Origin of the sequence: Amycolatopsis echigonensis, assembly GCF_014174495.1 — a bacterium.
In the GTDB taxonomy this organism is placed as follows: Bacteria; Actinomycetota; Actinomycetes; order Mycobacteriales; family Pseudonocardiaceae; genus Amycolatopsis; species Amycolatopsis echigonensis.
Window position 1 is genome coordinate 40,008 of the sequence record NZ_JACJHR010000015.1, and the last position, 19,317, is coordinate 59,324.

The 19,317-nt window shown below is 70.2% G+C and carries 18 protein-coding genes; 14 read left to right on the plus strand and 4 right to left on the minus strand.

From position 1 onward, the window contains the following. The first annotated feature begins 51 nt into the window (after positions 1 to 51). The 6 genes from H5411_RS13120 (at position 52) to H5411_RS13145 (ending at position 4,560) form a co-directional block, all read left to right on the plus strand. Positions 52 to 684, plus strand: a complete 633-nt coding sequence (locus H5411_RS13120; RefSeq protein WP_101437776.1) for a lipid droplet-associated protein — start codon at positions 52 to 54, stop codon at positions 682 to 684. Continuing rightward, the gene (gene xseA / locus H5411_RS13125; RefSeq protein ID WP_101437775.1) at positions 681 to 1,946 is read left to right on the plus strand and encodes an exodeoxyribonuclease VII large subunit; all 1,266 of its coding nucleotides are present in this window, start codon (positions 681 to 683) and stop codon (positions 1,944 to 1,946) included. The genes H5411_RS13120 and xseA overlap by 4 nt, the downstream gene beginning before the upstream one ends. Next, positions 1,946 to 2,410 carry a hypothetical protein gene (locus H5411_RS13130; protein WP_101437774.1) on the plus strand — a complete coding sequence of 155 codons (465 nt, stop codon included), beginning with the start codon at positions 1,946 to 1,948 and terminating at the stop codon, positions 2,408 to 2,410. The genes xseA and H5411_RS13130 overlap by 1 nt, the downstream gene beginning before the upstream one ends. After that, a complete protein-coding gene (locus tag H5411_RS13135) occupies positions 2,407 to 2,631 on the plus strand; it encodes an exodeoxyribonuclease VII small subunit (protein ID WP_037367840.1) in 225 nt (74 codons plus the stop codon). The genes H5411_RS13130 and H5411_RS13135 overlap by 4 nt, the downstream gene beginning before the upstream one ends. A gap of 89 nt (positions 2,632 to 2,720) precedes the next feature. Beyond that, positions 2,721 to 3,779: a class II fructose-bisphosphatase gene (glpX, locus tag H5411_RS13140; RefSeq protein ID WP_167442003.1), complete on the plus strand. Its 1,059-nt coding sequence runs from the start codon at positions 2,721 to 2,723 to the stop codon at positions 3,777 to 3,779. A 19-nt stretch (positions 3,780 to 3,798) separates the two neighbouring features. Further along, positions 3,799 to 4,560, plus strand: a complete 762-nt coding sequence (locus H5411_RS13145) for a S1 family peptidase (protein WP_101437773.1) — start codon at positions 3,799 to 3,801, stop codon at positions 4,558 to 4,560. A gap of 1 nt (position 4,561) precedes the next feature. Here the strand turns inward: H5411_RS13145 and H5411_RS13150 are convergent, their stop codons facing one another. After that, a complete protein-coding gene (locus tag H5411_RS13150; RefSeq protein ID WP_101437772.1) occupies positions 4,562 to 5,533 on the minus strand; it encodes an NAD(P)/FAD-dependent oxidoreductase in 972 nt (323 codons plus the stop codon). A 169-nt stretch (positions 5,534 to 5,702) separates the two neighbouring features. On the opposite strand from H5411_RS13150, the gene H5411_RS13155 reads away from it, so the two are divergent. After that, positions 5,703 to 7,100 carry a class II fumarate hydratase gene (locus H5411_RS13155; protein WP_183123900.1) on the plus strand — a complete coding sequence of 466 codons (1,398 nt, stop codon included), beginning with the start codon at positions 5,703 to 5,705 and terminating at the stop codon, positions 7,098 to 7,100. A gap of 4 nt (positions 7,101 to 7,104) precedes the next feature. Here H5411_RS13155 and H5411_RS13160 read toward each other — a convergent pair whose 3' ends face one another. Beyond that, positions 7,105 to 8,019 (minus strand): DMT family transporter, encoded by a 915-nt coding sequence (locus H5411_RS13160; RefSeq protein ID WP_312878187.1) that lies wholly within the window; start codon positions 8,017 to 8,019, stop codon positions 7,105 to 7,107. An 88-nt stretch (positions 8,020 to 8,107) separates the two neighbouring features. Here H5411_RS13160 and pdxR point away from each other — a divergent pair, with 88 nt between their 5' ends. The 5 genes from pdxR (at position 8,108) to H5411_RS13185 (ending at position 15,146) form a co-directional block, all read left to right on the plus strand. Next, positions 8,108 to 9,469 carry a MocR-like pyridoxine biosynthesis transcription factor PdxR gene (pdxR, locus tag H5411_RS13165; RefSeq protein ID WP_183123901.1) on the plus strand — a complete coding sequence of 454 codons (1,362 nt, stop codon included), beginning with the start codon at positions 8,108 to 8,110 and terminating at the stop codon, positions 9,467 to 9,469. Positions 9,470 to 9,559: 90 nt separating this feature from the next. Then, positions 9,560 to 11,245, plus strand: a complete 1,686-nt coding sequence (locus H5411_RS13170) for a PstS family phosphate ABC transporter substrate-binding protein (protein ID WP_183123902.1) — start codon at positions 9,560 to 9,562, stop codon at positions 11,243 to 11,245. Positions 11,246 to 11,314: 69 nt separating this feature from the next. Then, positions 11,315 to 12,904 (plus strand): ATP-dependent DNA ligase, encoded by a 1,590-nt coding sequence (locus H5411_RS13175; protein ID WP_312878188.1) that lies wholly within the window; start codon positions 11,315 to 11,317, stop codon positions 12,902 to 12,904. A 157-nt stretch (positions 12,905 to 13,061) separates the two neighbouring features. After that, the gene (locus H5411_RS13180) at positions 13,062 to 14,363 is read left to right on the plus strand and encodes a S53 family peptidase (protein WP_246368944.1); all 1,302 of its coding nucleotides are present in this window, start codon (positions 13,062 to 13,064) and stop codon (positions 14,361 to 14,363) included. A 135-nt stretch (positions 14,364 to 14,498) separates the two neighbouring features. Beyond that, positions 14,499 to 15,146 (plus strand): Pr6Pr family membrane protein, encoded by a 648-nt coding sequence (locus tag H5411_RS13185; RefSeq protein WP_183123903.1) that lies wholly within the window; start codon positions 14,499 to 14,501, stop codon positions 15,144 to 15,146. Here the strand turns inward: H5411_RS13185 and H5411_RS13190 are convergent. Further along, positions 15,106 to 16,326: an NADH:flavin oxidoreductase/NADH oxidase family protein gene (locus H5411_RS13190; protein ID WP_183123904.1), complete on the minus strand. Its 1,221-nt coding sequence runs from the start codon at positions 16,324 to 16,326 to the stop codon at positions 15,106 to 15,108. The genes H5411_RS13185 and H5411_RS13190 overlap by 41 nt on opposite strands. Before the next feature lie 94 nt (positions 16,327 to 16,420). Here H5411_RS13190 and H5411_RS13195 point away from each other — a divergent pair, with 94 nt between their 5' ends. After that, on the plus strand, positions 16,421 to 17,044 hold the full coding sequence (locus H5411_RS13195) for an MBL fold metallo-hydrolase (RefSeq protein WP_183123905.1): 624 nt from the start codon (positions 16,421 to 16,423) through the stop codon (positions 17,042 to 17,044). Between the two features lie 259 nt (positions 17,045 to 17,303). Here H5411_RS13195 and H5411_RS13200 read toward each other — a convergent pair whose 3' ends face one another. After that, complete coding sequence (locus tag H5411_RS13200; RefSeq protein WP_183123906.1) at positions 17,304 to 17,771, minus strand: DUF309 domain-containing protein; 468 nt, start codon at positions 17,769 to 17,771, stop codon at positions 17,304 to 17,306. Positions 17,772 to 17,838: 67 nt separating this feature from the next. Here H5411_RS13200 and guaB1 point away from each other — a divergent pair, with 67 nt between their 5' ends. Further along, positions 17,839 to 19,278 carry a GMP reductase gene (gene guaB1, locus H5411_RS13205; RefSeq protein WP_101437766.1) on the plus strand — a complete coding sequence of 480 codons (1,440 nt, stop codon included), beginning with the start codon at positions 17,839 to 17,841 and terminating at the stop codon, positions 19,276 to 19,278. Positions 19,279 to 19,317: the final 39 nt, after the last annotated feature.

Sequence of the window (19,317 nt, forward strand, 5' to 3'; positions counted from 1 at the left end):
TGGCCACCCGTTCGGTTGGGCAGGACGGCCTGGATGCGGCACGCTGGACCCATGAAGCCACTCCCGCTCCCCCTCCGGGTCGCCGCGGGCCTCGCCGTCACCACCGCCGAGCGGGTTCGTGAGCTCCCGAAGCAGCTCACCGGCCTGCCGGTCACCGTCGTGAGCCAGGTGCTGCAGCTGTCCATGCGCGTCCAGCAGCACGTCACCGAGCTGGCCATCAAAGGCGACGACGCGCTGTCGATGCTGCGCCCGGTCGAGGACACCCCCAGCTGGGCCACGTTCGACGAGGACGCCGAGCCCGAGTTCGCCCGGCCCCGGCCCACGCTCGTGCCGGTCGACGACCTGCCCGAGCCGCGCACCAACGGCCACCGCACGCAGCCGCCGGATCTCCCCGCGGAAACCATCGACGATCCGTGGGTCGAGGAGACCCGCGCGCTCGCCGAGGAGCACTCCGAGGGCGAGAACGACAGCTCCGGCCCGGCTGGCCTGGGCAATTACGACGAGCTGACCCTGCCGCAGCTGCGCGCCCGGCTGCGCCGGCTGACCGTGCCCCAGCTGGAGGAGCTGCTGGAGTACGAGAAGGCCCACGCCGACCGCGCGTCGTTCGTCGGCATGCTGACGCGGCGGATCGGCAACGCGCGCAAGGCCGAGGAACAGCCGGGCGACCCCGCGGAAGGCCAGTGAGCAACGACCCCGCCACCAGCGCGGAGAATCCGTGGCCGGTCCGCACCGTCGCGCGCAAAATCGGCGACTGGATCCACCGGCTCGGCGACGTCTGGGTCGAAGGCCAGGTCACGCAGATGAACGCGCGGCCCGGCACGCAGACCGCGTTCCTGACCCTGCGCGACCCGTCCGCGGACGTCTCGATGTCCGTCACCTGTCCGATGTGGCTGGTGCGCGAACTGCCGACGCCGCTGCGCGAAGGCGACCGGGTGGTCATCCACGCCAAGCCGTCGTTCTTCTTCGGCCGCGGCACGCTGAGCCTGCGCGCGGACCAGATCCGCGCGGTCGGCATCGGCGAACTGCTCGCGCGGATCGAACGGCTGCGCAAGCTGCTGGCCGCCGAGGGCATGTTCGCCCGGGAGCGGAAACGTCCGATTCCCTTTCTGCCCAAGGGAATCGGCCTGATCACCGGACGCGCGTCGGCGGCCGAGCGGGACGTGCTGGCGAACGCACAGGCACGCTGGCCGCACGTGTTGTTCAAGGTGCTGAACACCGCCGTGCAGGGTTCGCAGGCGGTGCCGCAAATCCTCCGCGCACTGTCCATCTTGGACAAAGATCCGGACATCGACGTGATCGTCATCGCCCGCGGCGGCGGCAGCGTCGAGGACCTGCTGCCGTTCTCCGACGAAGCGCTGTGCCGGGCGGTCGCGGCCGCGGGCACGCCGATCGTCAGCGCCATCGGGCACGAGCCGGACACGCCGCTGCTCGATCACGTCGCCGACCTGCGCTGCTCCACTCCGACCGACGCGAGCAAGCGCATCGTGCCGGACGTCCGCGAGGAAACCGCCCGGGTGCGGCAGATGCGCGACCGCGGCCGTCGCGCGCTGCACGGCTGGGTCGACCGGGAGACGCGGCTGCTGACCCAGCTCCGCAGCCGTCCGTCGCTGGCCGATCCGCTGGGTCCGATCGAACGCAGGCTCAGCGACGTCGAGATGCACCGCGAACGCGGCCGTCGCGCGATGCTCAGCCTGCTCGCCAAGGACCAGGCGGAAGTCGCGAACGCGCGGGGCAGGCTGACCGCGCTCGGCCCGGCGGCCACGATGGAGCGCGGATACGCCGTTGTCCAGTTCACTGATTCCGCGGGCAACCTCCACGTGCTCCGCTCCGTCTCCCAGATCGAGGACGGTGCGCGGCTGCGCGTGCGGGTCGCCGACGGGGCGGTCCACGCGGTGGCCGAATCCGTCGAGCCGACGACACCCGTACCGGAAGGAGAGCGGCCGTGATGCACCGGGCCCCGGCGTTCCTCCCGCTCACGGTGGACGCCGCCGCCCGGCTCGACGCCGGTCTCCTGCTGCGGCAGGCCCTGGTCACCGACCGCGCGGCCGACGAATGCTGGACGGCGCTGCTCGCGGGCTGCGGCACCGCCGCCCGGCGCGGACTGGCTCCGCAGCTCAGGCGACTGTCCGAGGCGACGTCGGAGCACGTCGGCGTCCGGTGGTGGTTCGCCGAAGGGACCGGGCACCGGCGACGGGTGGCGAGCGCGCAGGAGAACCTCGAAGACGCCATCGCGGACGGTGACGGGCAAGAGTTCGCGCTGGCTTTCGTCGGGTACGACCACGCGATGGCCAGCGCGGTGGTGGCTTGCCCGCGGCGGACTCGCCCCAGCGTCCCCGGCCAGCCCGGAACCGCCGCCGAACGCGGTAGTCTGCGCCGACAGCCCCGTGCACCACAAGGTCGGAGAACGTGAGCGAAGCAGACACCGCCGGACTCGGTTACGAGCAGGCCCGCGACCAGCTCGTCGAAGTGGTGAAGGAACTCGAGGCCGGCGGGCTGTCCCTGGAGCAGTCGCTCGAGCTCTGGGAGAAGGGCGAGCGGCTCGCCAAGGTGTGCGAACGGCATCTGGAAGGCGCCCGCGAGCGGATCGAGGCCGCGCTGGCCTCGGTCGAGACCGACGACGACACAGAGTGACGTGCACCATGCGTGGCTGAATCGGTCAGGTGGTTCCGGGATCTGACAGACTGGGCACCCGCTGACGAACCGTGTTCCGGGAGGCCACCATGACCACCGCCAGTGACCGCAGCCGACGCGAAGCGCCTGATCGCAACCTCGCCATGGAACTGGTGCGGGTGACCGAGGCAGCCGCGATGGCGGCCGGCCGCTGGGTCGGCCGCGGCGACAAGATCGGCGGCGACGGTGCTGCCGTCGACGCGATGCGCCAGCTCGTCTCCACCGTCTCGATGCGCGGCGTCGTCGTCATCGGCGAGGGCGAGAAGGACGAAGCGCCGATGCTGTTCAACGGCGAAGAAGTCGGCAACGGCGACGGCCCGGACTGCGACGTCGCGGTCGACCCGGTCGACGGCACCACGCTCATGGCGAAGGGCATGCCGAACGCGCTGGCCGTGCTCGCCGTCGCCGAGCGCGGCGCGATGTTCGACCCGTCCGCGGTGTTCTACATGGAGAAGCTGGCCGTCGGCCCGGACGCGGCGGGCAAGGTGGACATCTCCGCCCCGGTCGCGGAGAACATCCGGCGCGTGGCGAAGGCGAAGAACTCCAGCGTCAGCGACGTGACGGTCTGCATCCTCGACCGGCCGCGGCACGAGCAGCTGGTCAAGGAGGTCCGCGAGGCGGGGGCCCGGATCCGGTTCATCTCGGACGGCGACGTCGCGGGGGCCATCGCCGCGGCCCGGCCGACCACCGGCGTCGACATGCTGCTCGGCATCGGCGGGACGCCCGAGGGCATCATCGCCGCCTGCGCGATGAAGTGCCTCGGCGGCGAGCTGCAGGGCCGGCTGTGGCCGAAGGACGACGCGGAGCGCGAGAAGGCGCTCGCGGCGGGCCACGATCTGGACCGGATCCTGCTCAACGACGACCTGGTCACCGGCGACAACGTGTTCTTCTGCGCGACCGGCGTCACCGACGGCGACCTGCTGCGCGGCGTCCACTACCGGGCGGGCGGCGCGACGACGCAGTCGATCGTCATGCGGTCGAAGTCCGGGACGGTCAGAATGATCGACGGCTACCACCGGCTCGAGAAGCTGCGGGCGTACTCGTCGGTCAACTTCGACGGCAACCTCGACCTCGACGAGGACGACCACGTGGTGCCTCCGCTGCCCTGATCTGCCAAGGAGTTTCCCGGTGTCGAAACGGCTGCTCGCGCTGGTGCTGACTGTCCTCACCGGAGTCGTGCTCAGCGCGGGCAGCGCTTCGGCCGGGCCCGCTGCGCCGTCGATCGTCGGCGGGACCGACGCGGACCAGCCGTACCCGTTCGCGGTGTCCCTGCACACTTCGGGCGGCGCGCTGTTCTGCGGCGGCTCGCTGATCGCGCCCACGTGGGTGGTCACCGCGGCGCATTGCCTGTCCGCGAAGGACCCGGCGACGCTCGGGTTGCGCGTCGGCAGCAACGACGCGGACGAGGGCGGGGAAACTCCGAAAGCGGCGGAATTCGTACTGCACCCGCATTTCAATGCCGAAACGCAAACGGGCGACATCGGCCTGATCCGGCTGACCGCTCCGGTGAAAGCCGCGCCTATCGCGATCGCCGGTTCGGCCGCACCAGGCACGGCGGTCCGGGTAATCGGCTGGGGCCAGACATGCGCGACGCCGAATTGCGGCCCGGTGTCGAAGACACTGCGCCAGCTCGACACGCAACTGGTGCCGGGCGCGAAATGCACGTCGACGTTCGACGGAACTTCCGAGCTGTGCACGGAAAGCCCCGGCGGATCCGGCTCGTGCTACGGCGATTCCGGAGGCCCAGAGCTGCTCCGCGACGGCGACCGGTGGGTGCTGGCCGGGATGGTCAGCCGCCCGGGAAACCGGTCGTCGGCCTGCGGATCGGCACCGTCGATCGCGACCTCGGCGGTGGCGTATCAGCCTTGGCTGGCGGAGAAAACCGGCTGAGTCACTCGACGTTGCTCGAATGCCCGGGGAACAAATGCGCCTCGGGATTCAACGCCACCGCGATGTTGTTCACCGCCGTCGCCGCCTCCCCGAATCCCGTCGCGATCAGCTTCACCTTTCCCGGATACGCCGCCACGTCCCCCGCCGCGTAAACGCGCGGCCGGGCCGTCGCCATGGTCGAGTCCACCGAAATCGCGCGGTGATCGATTTCCAGCCCCCAGCTTTCGATCGGGCCCAAATCCGCGGTGAATCCCAACGCCGCGACCACAGCGTCCGCGCGCAATTGCTCTTCCCCGCCGCCCTTTACCGTCACGTCGACCGCCGTCAGCGAACCGTCCGGGGCTTCCACGAACCGGGACACCTCGGCGTCCGTGACCAGCCGCACGCCCAGCTCCCGCACCTGCCGCACGATCGATTCCGCGGCCCGGAACTTCGCGCGGCGGTGCACCAGCGTCACGCTCGCCGCGACCGGGTGCAGCGCCAGGCACCAGTCGAACGCCGAATCCCCGCCGCCGACCACGACGACGTGCTGGCCCGCGTGGGCCGCGAGCGACGGGACGAAATGGACCATCCCCCGGCCGAGCCAGCCGTCCCCGGCGGGCAGCGGACGGGGCGTGAACTCGCCGATGCCCGCGGTGATCAGGACCGCGCCCGCACGCAGCACGTCACCGCCGTCGAGGGTCAGCTCCAGCCCGCCGTCGACGCTCTCCAGCTTCTCCGCCTTGCGGCCGAGCAGGTAGTCCGGCTTCCACGGCGCGGCCTGGTCCACCAGGCCCTGCACGAGGTCGCGGCCGCGAACCGCGGGGAACCCGCCGACGTCGTAGATCATCTTCTCCGGATACATCGCGGTGACCTGGCCGCCGGGTTCGGGCAGCGAATCGACGACGGCCATCGACAGGCCGCGGAATCCCGCGTAGTAGGCGGCGAAGAGGCCGGTGGGACCGGCTCCGATGACGACGAGGTCGTAATCCATGAGGCTCGCTCCATGCCAGTGGTGGGTGGCGGTGATCGAGAACACATTGGTCGTAACCAGTATGGCGTAGCCATTCCGTTGAGGGTGGTGGCGGGGCGGGCGCGGGTTAGTCGCCGGGGTGGGCGACAACACCCGGCCACGTGCGCGAAACGGGGCCAGAATCGGGGGTATGGCTGAACAGGAATACCGGATCGAACACGACACGATGGGTGAGGTCCGCGTCCCGGTCGACGCGCTCTACCGCGCGCAGACGCAGCGTGCCGTCGAGAACTTCCCCATCTCCGGCCGCGGTCTCGAGCGCGCCCAGATCCGCGCGCTGGGCCTGTTGAAGGCCGCCGCCGCCCGCGTGAACGCGCGTCTTGGCGTCCTCGACACCGACGTCGCCGACGCGATCGCGAAGGCCGCCGACGAGGTCGCCGAGGGCAAGCACGACGAGCACTTCCCGATCGACGTCTTCCAGACCGGCTCGGGCACGTCGTCCAACATGAACGCGAACGAGGTCATCGCGACGCTGGCCACCCGCGCGCTCGGCCGCGACGTGCACCCGAACGACCACGTCAACGCGTCGCAGTCGTCCAACGACACCTTCCCGACGACGATCCACGTCGCCGCCACCGAGGCCGTCCTCACCGACGTCATCCCCGCGCTGGAGCACCTCGCCGGCGCGATCGAGGGGCGCGCCGAGGAGTGGCAGGACGTCGTCAAGTCCGGCCGCACGCACCTGATGGACGCCGTGCCGATCACGCTCGGCCAGGAGGCAGGTGCGTGGGCGGCGCAGATCCGGTTCGGCATCGAGCGGCTGCAGTCCGGTCTGCCGCGGCTGGGCGAGCTGCCGATCGGCGGCACCGCGGTCGGCTCCGGTCTGAACGCGCCCGACGGGTTCGGCGCGGCAGTGTCGGCCGAGCTGGCGCAGATCACGGGGTTGCCGCTCACCGAGGCGCGCAACCACTTCGAGGCGCAGGCGACGCAGGACAGCGTTGTCGAAACCTCCGGGCACCTGCGCACGGTCGCGGTGTCGCTCAACAAGATCGCGAACGACCTTCGCTGGCTGGGATCCGGCCCGCGCACCGGGCTGGCCGAGTTGGCGCTGCCGGACCTGCAGCCGGGTTCGTCGATCATGCCGGGCAAGGTCAACCCGGTCATCCCGGAAGCGACGCTGCAGGTCGTCGCGCAGGTCGTCGGCAACGACGCGGCGGTCGCGTTCGCCGGCGCGGCGGGCAACTTCCAGCTCAACGTCAACCTGCCGGTCATCGCGCGCAACGTGCTGGAATCGGCGCGGCTGCTCGCGGCCGTCTCGCGACTGTTGGCGGACAAGGTGTTCGCCGGGGTCGCCGCGAACGCCGAGCGCGCGCGACAGTACGCCGAGGGGTCGCCGTCGATCGTCACGCCGCTCAACAAGTACATCGGCTACGAGGAAGCTGCCGCGGTGGCGAAGCAGGCGCTCAAGGAACTCAAGACGATCCGCGAGGTCGTGCTGGAGCGCGGGTATGTCCGCGACGGCAAGCTCACCGAGGCGCAGCTGGACGAGGCGCTCGACGTGCTGCGAATGGCGCGCGGCGGCAAGTAGCGCTTCAGCTGTCCGTGAAGGACTCCTTGAGGGAACCTGATTCCCCCAAGGAGTCCTTCACGGACCTTTCCGGGCGCAGTCCGCATGCGACACCCGCGGCGACGAGCGTGACCCCGGCCAGGTCCGCCAACTCGAACCGTTGCGCGCCGATCAGCACCGCCACGACCAGTCCGGACACCGGCATCAGCCCGATCAACAGGCCCGCCCGGTCCGCGCCCAGCCCGACAACGCAGCTGTACCAGAGCACGAACGCCACCGCGGTCACCAGGATCGCCAGCAACAGCAACGCGACGAGTTCGCGTGCGTTCGGCCACCGCCAGGCTCCGGCTGGATCGACGACCGTCCCGACCACGGAACCGCTTGCCGCAGCAGTGAAACAGCTCCACGTCGAGGTCGCCAACGGTCCGAGCCGGCGCAGCAATCCCACCGCGAGCAGGGTGAACGACGCTTCGCACAACATCGCCAGCGCAGCCAGCAACAGCCCTGGCGCGGAAGCGGATCCGCCACCGGACAGCACCACGATGCCGAGTCCGGCCAGTACCGATCCCACGACTGGAGCGGCGGACGGACGGCGACCGTCGAGCATCGGTGCGATCAAGGCGAGCACGAGCGGACTTGCCCCGAGAAACGCCGCTACCGCACTGGGTTCCGCGTAGCGTTGCGCCAGCAGCAGACAGGCCTGGAACCCGATCATCCCGGTCGCGGCGAGGCCGAGCAGGGTCGGCAGATCGCCCAGATTCGGGCGCGGCAGCGGACTGCGCGTGACCTTCGCCCAGCCCAGCAGCAGAAGGCCGCCGAGCGCGTACCGCAGCGCTTGCCCGGTGATCACCGGATACCCGTCCAGCATGCCGGTGACCGGCACCGATCCGCCGACCAGCACCGCACCGGCCACCCCTGAAAGCACCATCGACCGTTTCACGCCGCTCAGTCTTCAGCGGAGAGTGGTCCATTCAGAAGGACCACTCGACAGTGGCCTAATTAGACCACTTCGCCGTACCGTCGGGGCCGTGGAAACCATCCGTGAGCTGCTCCTGCCCGCCGCCACTGGCGGACGCCGGGGTCGCGCTGTCGAAGGCGCGTTGCGCGACGCGATCCGCACTGGACGGCTGGCTGTCGGCACCCGGCTGCCGTCGAGTCGCGATCTCGCGCGCCAGCTCGGAGTCGCGCGCGGCACCGTCACCGCGTTGTACGAGCAGCTCACCGCCGAGGGTTACCTGCTGAGCAAGCATGGTTCGGGCACTCGCGTTGCATCAATCGACGGTCCTGCGCCGAAACCCGAGGTCAGTGCGGCGAAATCTCCGACCTGGGAGTTCGACCTGCGTCCCGGGCTGCCTGCGTTGTCAGCGTTTCCGAGAGCCGAATGGCTTGCCGCCGAACGAGAAGCCCTGAACGCGACGCCTGATCTCGGTCTCGGCTACCCCGATCCGACCGGCCATCCGGCGCTGCGCGCGGAACTGGCCGCCTACCTCGGGCGAGTCCGGGCCTTGCCGACGAACCCGGATGACATCGTGATCACCAGCGGTGCCGCCGAAGCACTGTCGTTGCTGGCCGAAGCCTTGCCGGACCAGCGCATCGCGGTCGAGGACCCGAGCCACCACGGCCAAGCGAACCTGCTGCGAGACCACGGACTGCGTCCGATCGGGATTCCGGTCGACGACAAAGGCATCAACGTCGACGCACTGTCTACTTCAGACTGCTCCGTCGTGCTGGTGACCGCTGCGCACCAGTTCCCGCTCGGCGTGGCGTTGCATCCGGAACGCCGTCGGCAACTGCTGGCGTGGGCGGCGGAAACCGGCGGGCTCATCCTGGAAGACGACTACGACGCCGAGCATCGCTACGACCGTCCCGCTCTCGGCGCGATGCGCGCGCTCGCGCCGGATCACGTCGCGTACATCGGCAGCGTCAGCAAGGTGCTCGCGCCAGCGTTGCGGATCGGCTGGCTCATTCCGCCGCGACGACTGCGCGACGCCGTGGCCCGGGTCAAGGAAATGCATGACCTGGGATGCCCGCCGCTCCCGCAAGCCGCACTCGCGCATCTGATCGCCACCGGCGGTTACGACCGGCATCTGCGCCGCACCCGGCGCCTCTATCGCGCCCGTCGTGACGCGCTCATCGAAGCGCTCGCCCAGCGGTTGCCACAGTGGCAGCCCGTCGGGATCGCAGCCGGACTGCACCTGGTCGTCCGGCTCCCGGACGGCACCGATGACGTGCGGCTGCAGGAAAAGCTCGCCGCGGCAGGCGTACATGCTCCAGCTTTGTCGACTTATTCCCATACCTCAGCGGGATATCCAGGCCTCGTGCTCGGATACGCCGCGCTCCCGCCGGACCGGCTCCGCGCCGCCGTCGAGCGGATCGCATCGGCGGGTTGAACCGCTGGTGAACACCTGGTGCACCGGGGAAGGGTCCCGTGGCGGACGCTTAGGGTGGACATTCTCGGGAGCGGCAAGGGGGAGGCGACCGTGAGCTTCGGAGATGTCCTGCGAGCGCTCGCCGAGGTGCTCACGTCCGATCGCGGCATCGTGCCCATCGCGGTCGTCGCGGGCGCGACGATCCTCGCCCCGATCGTCGACCGCTACGTGATCCGCCGCAGGCGCGTCATCTACCGGGAGCTGTACAACTCCAAGATCGGCCTCAACCCGGTGACGTTGAGCGATCAGGAAAACGGCGCGGTGCAAGCGGATCCGGAGCTCGTGCGCACGGTGCGGCTCCTGGAACCGCTCAGCGTGGTCGTGATCCGCATCCGCAACACGGGCAGCTTCGACATCGGCCCGGACGACTGGGAACACCCGCTGCAGTTCACCTTCGGCCGGAGGGTGGTGTGGGACGCGCGCGTGTCTGACGCCAAGGACGGGCTGCGTGAGGTGGTCCGGAACGGCCTTGAATTCTTCACTCATGATCAGCCTACGCCTGAATCCGACACCGCGCGACTGTCCGGTGTGCGAGCCCTGCTGTCGCAGCGGCTGTCCGGTTTCCTGCGCCAGCCCGAATCCCCGGTTCCGGCGGTGCAGACCCCGCAATGGCACGGTGTCCGGCTCGAACAGCTTTCGTTGAAGCGACGGGAAAAGTTCAAGCTCGTCGTCGTGCTGCGCGAGCCGGACGACTGGCGCGGCGGGTCGTTGTCCAAGGAACTGGACGTCGTCGGACGGCTCAGCGGCGGGCGGATCAAGGACGAACGCAAACAGCGCTGGCTGTCGTGGCCGGTGGTGACCGTGGCGATCGGAGTACTGCTGAGCGGGGTGTTGCTGAGCACGCTGATCGTGGCCGCGTCGCGCGGTCCTGCGCCCGGCTGCGGCAGCGGAACCCTTGCGGTGCACGGATCCAGCGCGTTCGCGCGGATCATGAACAGTGTCGCGACGGAGTATCACGGGCAGTGTCCTGGTGCGACGATCACGACGCAAGCTGTCGGCAGCGTGTCCGCGGTGCGCGAACTGGGGCCGTTGCCAGCAGACCAAAAGGACAGTTTGGCAGTGCTGTCCGACGGCAAGGCTCCCGACGCCGGGCCGGATCTGGTCACGCAACCGGTAGCGGTGCTCGTGTACAGCCTGGTAGTGAACAACTCCGTCGGTGTCGACCATCTGAGCAGCGAGCAGGTCCGCGGCATCTTCAGCGGGAAGTACACCAACTGGGCTCAGCTGCGCGACGGCCCGTCGGTCCCGATCCGGGTCGTCGGGCGCGGGCAGGAATCGGGCACGCGCAAGACTTTCGAGGAGAAAGTGCTGGGTGCGGCCGAACCTGGGCTGTCGTCGGACGACTGCCGGACGCCGATCCGCGACCCGCACGCCGCGGTGGTGCGCTGCGAACGCGGCACGACCGACGATCTGCTGCGTGCCGTAGGCGAAACACCTGGAGCGATCGGCTATGCGGACGTGCCTGCGGCCAAGATCGCCGCGGCGGGCGGCCAGGTCGCGATGGCGAAACTCGACGACCGCTACCCCGACGTGACCAGCATCGACGCTGGTTATCGCTTCTGGACGGTGGAGTACCTCTACACCAAGGGCGTGCCGGAGAACGATTCGCTGCTGAAGCAGTTCATCGACTATCTGCGCAGCAGCACGGCACGGGCGGAACTGCAGGACGCAGGGTACACGCCGTGTGTGACGAAACAGGGACTGCTGGACCAGTACTGCACTCGTCCGGATGCCTGACCAGCTCTTTTTCACCCGGTCGAGGCTGAGGCTGGAGTTTTTGTCGGTGGCGGGGGCGATGATGGCCGGGTGTTGTTCACCGACCTCGTCACCGCCTCCGCCGAACTGGCGGCCACGCGGTCACGGAAAACGAAGATCGCCGTGCTGGCCAAGGTGCTGCGCGCGGCCGAACCCGGCGAGCTGCCCGCGGTGATCGCGTATCTCACCGGGCAGACGGCGCAGGACCGGCTCGGCGCCGGCTGGCGCACGCTCGCCGACCTCGCCGTCGAACCCGCGGCCGTGCCCGCCGTCTCCGTGGCGGAGGTCGACGTCGCGCTCACCGAAGTCGCGGCCGCGGCGGGCGCGGGTTCGGTGAAGCGACGAGCGGAGGCGCTCACCGCGCTGTTCTCCCGGCTGACCCGTGCGGAGCAGGAGTTCGTGTTCCGGCTCGTCACCGGGGAGCTGCGGCAAGGCGCGCTGGAAGGGGTGATGGTCGACGCGGTCGCGGCGGCGGCCGAGGTGGAGGTCGACCAGGTGCGGCGCGCCTTCATGCTGTCCGGACGCCTGCCGGTCACCGGGCAGGCGGCCTTGACCGGGGGCGCGGCGGCGCTCGCGGAATTCGGGCTGGAGCTGGGCCGTCCGGTGCGGCCGATGCTCGCGTCCCCGGCGGAATCGCTGGAGGAAGCGGTGACCGAGCACGGGAACGCGATCGTCGAGTACAAAATGGACGGTGCGCGGATCCAGGTGCACCGGCAAGGTTCGGAAGTGCACGTATACACGCGCACGCTGCGGGAAATCACCGGCAGCGTAGGCGAACTGGTCGAACTGGTGCGGGCGCTGCCGTGCGAATCGGTGGTGCTGGACGGCGAAACCCTCGCCCTCACCGACGAAGGACGGCCGCGGCCGTTCCAGGAAACGATGAGCCGGTTCGGCAGCACGCGGGACGAACAGGTGCGGGCGTTGCTGCTGCGGCCGTACTTCTTCGACTGCCTGCATCTGGACGGGGTCGATCTGCTCGACGCTCCGTTGTCCGAACGCAACGAGGCGCTGCGCCGCGTGGCGGGCGAGCACGTGATCCCCGGTTCGGTCCGGCCGGAATCACCGGCGGCGGTGCTCGACGCGGCGATGGACGCCGGGCACGAGGGCGTGATGGTGAAGGACCTCGATTCGATCTACGCAGCCGGGCGGCGCGGCCGCGCGTGGCTGAAGGTGAAACCAGTGCACACGATCGACCTCGTGGTGCTGGCGGCGGAATGGGGCCACGGGAGGCGCACCGGGAAACTGTCCAACCTGCACCTCGGCGCGCGTGATCCGGACGGCGGACCGCCGATCATGGTGGGCAAGACGTTCAAGGGCCTCACCGACGAGCTGCTGGCCTGGCAGACCGAGCGGTTCCAGGAAATCGAGACGCACCGCGACCGGTGGACCGTCCATGTCCGGCCGGAGCTGGTGGTCGAGATCGAACTGGACGGGGCACAGGTCAGCACGCGGTATCCGGGCGGGCTGGCGCTGCGGTTCGCGCGGGTGGTGCGGTACCGGCCGGACAAGGACCCTGCCGAGGCCGACACCATCGACACCGTCCGGGGACTGCTGCGCGGCAGCCGTCCGGCGGTGGGACCCGGCCAAGCGGAGCAGTCCGGTGCCGAAGACCAGCCCGGTTCCGAGGAGGCGTCCGGATGACGATCGCCGCACCCGCCGTCGGAATGAGTGGGCACATTACGGACATCGGGCAGTTTTCCCTGCCGTACTCGGGAAAACGCCCGACGAAAGTCGATGTCGCGCCCGTGGCCGCGTGCCCGAGAGTGGGAGCACTGGCCTGTGTCGATGGGAGAAAAGCATGACGTTCCGGGTGAAATCAGCCGTCCGGGGATTCGGGCGGCCGATGACCCTGCTGGCGGGCGTGGCGCTCGCCGCCACCGTGGTGGCGGCACCGGCCAGTGCCGCGCCGGCGCCGCCGCAGCCGTCGCGACACCACTTCTCGGCTGCCGCGCAGTCGTTCGTCGGCGCGACCACCGTGCCCGAGCGGGTGGCACGACTCAACGCGGCGATGGCCAAGCTGCCGAAGGAAGCCGGCGCGTACAACGCCACGAAGTTGTGGAACCAGGGCATCACCGGCGCCGGGTCCACCGTGGCCACGCTGGTGTCGTTCGGCGACGACAAGGTCAAGCAGGTGCTGGACGAGTATTCGCGGCAGCACGGCCTGCCGCCGGCGAACGTCGAGGTGCTGCAGCCGTCCGGTGCGGTGCCCGCGTGCACCGACCCCGGGGTGGACACCGCCACCTGCCAGTCGTGGGGCGGGGAAACCGATCTCGACGTCACGATGATGCACGCGATGGCTCCGGCCGCGAAGATCGTCGTCGCGGCCACGCCGGTCGCCGAGACGCAGGGCTTCGCCGGATTGCCGGAAATGATGCACGCCGTCGACTACCTGACTGAGCACCGGATCGCCGACGTGGTCTCGATGAGCTTCGGCACCACCGAGGAGAACTTCCCGTCGTTCGAGTCGATCAAGACCCTCGACCCGGCGCTGGAGCGGGCGAGCCGCGCGGGCGTCACGCTGGTCGCGTCGTCCGGCGACGACGGGCCGTCCGGGTCGTACCTGCAAGGGCCCGGCAAGTACCCGTACCGCGTGGCGAGCTGGCCGGCGAGCGACCCGAACGTCACCGCGCTCGGCGGCACCCAGCTGCACCTGGACGCGAACGGCAACCGCACCCAGCCCGACGACCTGGTCAACGTGGCGGACAACGGGTTCAGCGAAGGCGCGGGCCTGTCGAAGGCGTACGCGCGGCCGTCCTGGCAGAACCGCGTCAAGAACATCACCGGCAGCACGATGCGGGCGTACCCGGACATCAGCATGGAAGGCGTCCAGGGCACGTCGCAGTCGGCACCGCTGTTCGCCGGGGTGCTGGCGCTGGCGGTGCAGGCCAACCACGGCCGGCTGGGCCAGATCAACCCGGCGCTGTACTCGAAGCTGGGTCCGAAGGGCACCGCGGCCGGGATCGTTGACGTCGCCAAGGGCGACAACAGCCAGTACGGCGTCGAGGGCTTCAAGGCCGGTCCGGGCTACGACATCGCGAGCGGCTGGGGCACGGTCGACGCGTCGGTCTTCGTCCCGGCCTTGGTGAAGGCGGTGCGGTGATGCGGTAATCAACGCCCGAGCACTGCCTCCGGAGGGCAGGCGGCTCTCGGCTTGAGCAAGTTCACTCGGCCCGGCGCGATCGATCCTGGTCGTGTCGGGCCGGGCGGACCCCAATCGAGCCGTAATGTCAGCGGCATGTCCTCGAAAGCGCTGGCCCGGCTGTGGTTCGGGGTGACCGCGGTCGTCGTGCTGGCCGCGCTCGTGATCCAGATCGTCGCGCTGGTGGCGCCGCAGGGTCGGTACGCCAGCTTCGGCGGGCGGGTGGCGAACCTGTTCACCTACTTCACGATCCTCTCGAACGTGCTCGTCCTCATCACCAGCGCGGCGTTCGCCCTCGGACGCGGCAGCTCCCGGCTGATGCGCGTGCTGTGGCTCGATGCGCTGGTCGGGATCGTGGTTACCGGCGTGGTCTACCAGGTCGCGCTCGCCGGGCTGTACGAACTGCACGGGCTCGGCCTCGCCGCGGACATCCTGCTGCACCGCGTCAGCCCGGTGCTGTGCGTGCTCGGCTGGCTGATCTTCGCTCCACGCGTGCTGGAATGGCGCACGGTCTGGTGGTCGCTCGTCTACCCCTTGGTGTGGCTGGTTTTCACGCTCGTCCGCGGTGCGATCGACGGCTACTACCCGTACCCGTTCGTCAACGCCGACAACCTCGGCTACGGACAGGTCGCGCTGAACTGCCTGCTCATCGGCGTCTTCTTCATCGTGCTCGCCAGCGGAGCGCAGGTCGCCGACCGGCGGCTCACGCGCGTACCCGGCGAAACGCGTTCAGCGGATCGCTGAGCCCGGCCTGAGCGAGCGCCCGCCACGCGCCGCGCTTCAGGTCGACCGGTTTGCCCGCGGCGACGCGGTGCATCTGCTGTGTGTGCCACTGAATCTCGAGCAGGCTGTCGGCGAGCCGGATTCCCGTGTGCGGGCACCGCCGTTCGGCCCGGACGTCCTCGCCCGCGAGCAGCCGCCCCGGCAGCGCGGGGTCCACCGTGAACGGACGGCCGATCCCGATCACGTCCAGCGCACCGGATTCCAGCGCCTCCGCCATCCCCGCCGCCGTGGTGAACCCGCCGGTGACCATCAGCGCGACGTCGCTGATCTGCCGCGCTTTCGCCGCGTAGTCCAGGAAGTACGCTTCCCGCCGCTGCGTGCTCGCCCGGCCGGATCCCATCATCACGGCTCGCTCGTACGTGCCGCCGGAAATCTCCAGCAGATCGATCCCGGCCTCGCCCAGCGCGCGAACCACCCGCAGCGACTCGTCCTCGTCGAACCCGCCGCGCTGGAAGTCAGCGCTGTTGAGCTTCACCGAAACCGGCACGCGATCCCCCACCGCACCCCGGACGGCGCGCACCACCTCAAGCAGGAACCGGCTGCGGTCGCGCCCCCACTCGTCGTCGCGCCGATTCACCAACGGAGACAAGAACTGCGAGATCAGATACCCGTGCGCGCCGTGGATCTGGATCCCGGCGAACCCAGCGTCAACGAACGTCCGCGCCGACAACGCGAACCTCGCCACCACCGCTTCGATCTCGTCCCCGGTCAACGCCCGCGGCGTCGCGAACGCCGTCCGCACCCCACGATCGCCAAACGGCACCGCCGACGGTGCGACCGGCTGCCGGGACAAGTACCGCGGGCTCTGCCGACCGGGATGGTTGAGCTGCACCCACAACTGCGCGTCCGTGCCGTCCACGGACCTCGCCCACGACCGGTACGCCGCCGGGTCTGGCACGGCAGGCACCGCGACGTTGCGCGGTTCGCCGAGCGCGGTGGGGTCGACCATCACGTTGCCGGTCACCAGCAGGCCGGCTCCCCCGCGCGCCCAGGTCCGGTACAGCCGCGCGAGTTCGGCGGACGGCGCGTTCCGGCGGTCGCCAAGCTGCTCGCTGAGCGCCGACTTCGCGAGGCGATGCGGCAACACGGCCCCGCACTGCAGTTTGAGCGGTTCGGCGAGCAGATCCCGGGGGTCGGTCATGTGCAGTCCCGTCGTCGCGGCTAACTTACCGCGAGTAAGAATACTCGAAAGTAAGTACCGGCGGTATGCCTCGCGGGCCACTAGGGTCTGCGGCATGACGGCGATAGTGCAGAACCTGGTCACGTCGGGCGTGTTCGAGCTCGACGGCGGCAGCTGGGACGTGGACAACAACGTCTGGATAGTCGGCGACGGCTCCGAGGTGATCGTGATCGACGCCGCGCACGACGCGGACGCGATCGCGGACGTAGTCGGAGACCGCACGGTCCGCGCGATTGTCTGCACCCACGCGCACAATGACCACGTCAACGCCGCCCCCGCGCTGGCCGACCGCACCGGCGCGCCGATCCTGCTGCACCCGGCCGACCGCGTCGTCTGGGACCTGACTCACCCGGACCGCGCCCCCGACGGCGACCTGGCCGACGGACAGGTCCTCACCGTCGCCGGCACCGACCTCACCGTGCTGCACACGCCCGGCCACGCGCCCGGCGCGATCTGCCTGCACAGCCCCGACCTGGAAGTCCTCTTCACCGGAGACACCCTGTTCAACGGCGGCCCCGGCGCGACCGGCCGCTCGTACTCCGACTACCCGACCATCGTGCACTCCATCCGCGACCGCCTCTTTCCCCTCCCCGACGCGACGATCGTCCGCACCGGCCACGGCGAAGCGACGACGATCGGCAAGGAAAAAGCCGCGTCGGCCGACTGGCCCGCCGCCTGACCGCCCCGAACCTCGCCAGGGCGGGTCGGCACCGTGGCCGGCCCGCCCGGCGAGGTCCGGATTCGGGTTGCCAGGCCGGTCCGCAAGCGCTTGCGGGTGGCTAGACCAGCTAGTTCGCCGCTCGATGCCCGACCCGCGCCGCCGAGACTTCGCGACCATCCGCACCCGCATAAGCCGAGCGCTCCTGGCAAGGCACCGAAGCCATTCGGCGCACAGGCAAGAACTCAGCAAGATCAGGGACCCCGCAGCCCAGAAACCCCTACCGGGCCAGCCGAGGAACCTCCGGCACCACCCGAGCCCGCTCCCGGGCCTCCGCCGCAAGCGCTTGCGCCCACCGTTCCAACCCGGCCACGTCCACCCCGTGTGGCGGCTTCTCCCGGAACGGCGCGATGTTCTCCGCGCCCCGCTCCAGCAGCGCGACCGCTCCGTTGCCGTTCCCGCGCAACGCGTGCGTCAGCCCGACCGCCAGCTGGGCCAGGCCGCGCCACAGTTCCCGTTCGGGCCCGTCGGTCGCCTTCCACGCGTCCTCGAAGACCTCGTGGGCGTGGAACGGGCGGCCAGCGTCCAGCAGGTCCTGCGCCTCCGCCAGGGTCTCCTCCGGGGTCCGCTGCACGCCTTCGGGCTGGCGCGGGACGCCGTCGGCGCCATAGGGCAGCGGGCGGCCCAGACCGTCACGCGGGCGGGCGTTGCGGGCCCGCCCCTGGTCGTCGCGATCACGGCTGTCCACCTGGCCATTGTTCCACGGGCCACGCCGGGTTAGCGTCCCGCGCGCAAGCCACGTAGCCTGGTGACTCGTGCGCTTTCTGGATGGGCACGTGCCCGCTCACGACCTGACCTACGACGACGTGTTCCTGCTGCCGAACCGTTCGGACGTGGAATCCCGCTTCGGCGTCGACTTGTCCACTGTGGACGGAACCGGCGCGACGATCCCGTTGGTGGTGGCCAACATGACGGCCGTCGCCGGGCGGCGGATGGCCGAGACCGTGGCTCGCCGCGGCGGGCTCGTCGTGCTTCCGCAGGACGTCGACACGGCCGCGGTGGCCGAAATCGTCTCCTGGGTGAAGTCCCGCCACGTCGTCTGGGACACGCCGCTGGTCCTCACCGGCGGCGACGCGGTGGCCGATGCCCTCAACCTCGTGCACAAGCGAGCACACGGCGCGGTCGTCATCGTCGACGGTGACGGCAAGCCGGTCGGCGTCGTGGACGAGGCCGCCTGCGCCGGCGTCGACCGTTTCGCGCGGCTGGCCGACGTCGCCGAACCCGCCGTCGTCGCCGTGCCGCTGGACACGCCGCCGCGCGAGGTTTTCGAGCTCCTGCACAGCCACGGCGGACGGCTCGCTCTCGGTCTCGACGCCGACGGTCGCCTCGCCGGCGTCCTGACCGCGGTGGGCGCGTTGCGCTCGGAGATCTACACCCCGGCCGCCGACGCGCAGGGCAAGCTGCGTGTCGCCGCCGCGATCGGCGTGAACGGCGACGTCGCGGCGAAGGCCGAAGCGGTGCTGGCCGCGGGTGTCGACACGCTCGTCGTCGACACCGCGCACGGGCACCAGGAAAAGATGATCGCCGCGCTCAAGGCAGTCCGTTCGGTGTCGCCGAAGGTGCCGGTCGTCGCGGGCAACGTCGTGACCGCCGAAGGCACCCGCGACCTCATCCACGCGGGCGCGGACGTCATCAAGGTCGGCGTCGGGCCTGGCGCGATGTGCACCACGCGGATGATGACCGGCGTCGGCCGCCCGCAGTTCTCCGCGGTCGCGGAATGCGCTGCCGCCGCCCGTGAACTGGGCAAACACGTGTGGGCGGACGGTGGCGTCCGGCATCCGCGGGACGTCGCGCTGGCACTGGCCGCGGGCGCGTCGGCGGCGATGGTCGGCTCGTGGTTCGCCGGCACCCACGAATCCCCCGGCGACCTGCGGTACGACGAGCAGGGCCGCCCGTACAAGGAGTCGTTCGGGATGGCGTCGAAGCGCGCCGTCGGAGCCCGCACGCGCACGGACAACGTCTTCGACCGCGCGCGCAAGGCGCTGTTCGAGGAGGGCATCTCCACGTCGCGGATGGCGCTGGACCCGGCCCGCCCCGGCGTCGAGGACCTGATCGACTCGATCTGCTCGGGCGTCCGCTCGTCCTGCACGTACGCGGGCGCGCGCACGCTCGAGGAGTTCCACGAGCGCGCGGTCCTGGGCGTGCAGTCGGCAGCCGGTTTCGCGGAGGGACGTCCGCTGCCTGCTGGCTGGTAGAGAGCCTCGTGAGTGGCAATCACGGTTAGAACCGTGATT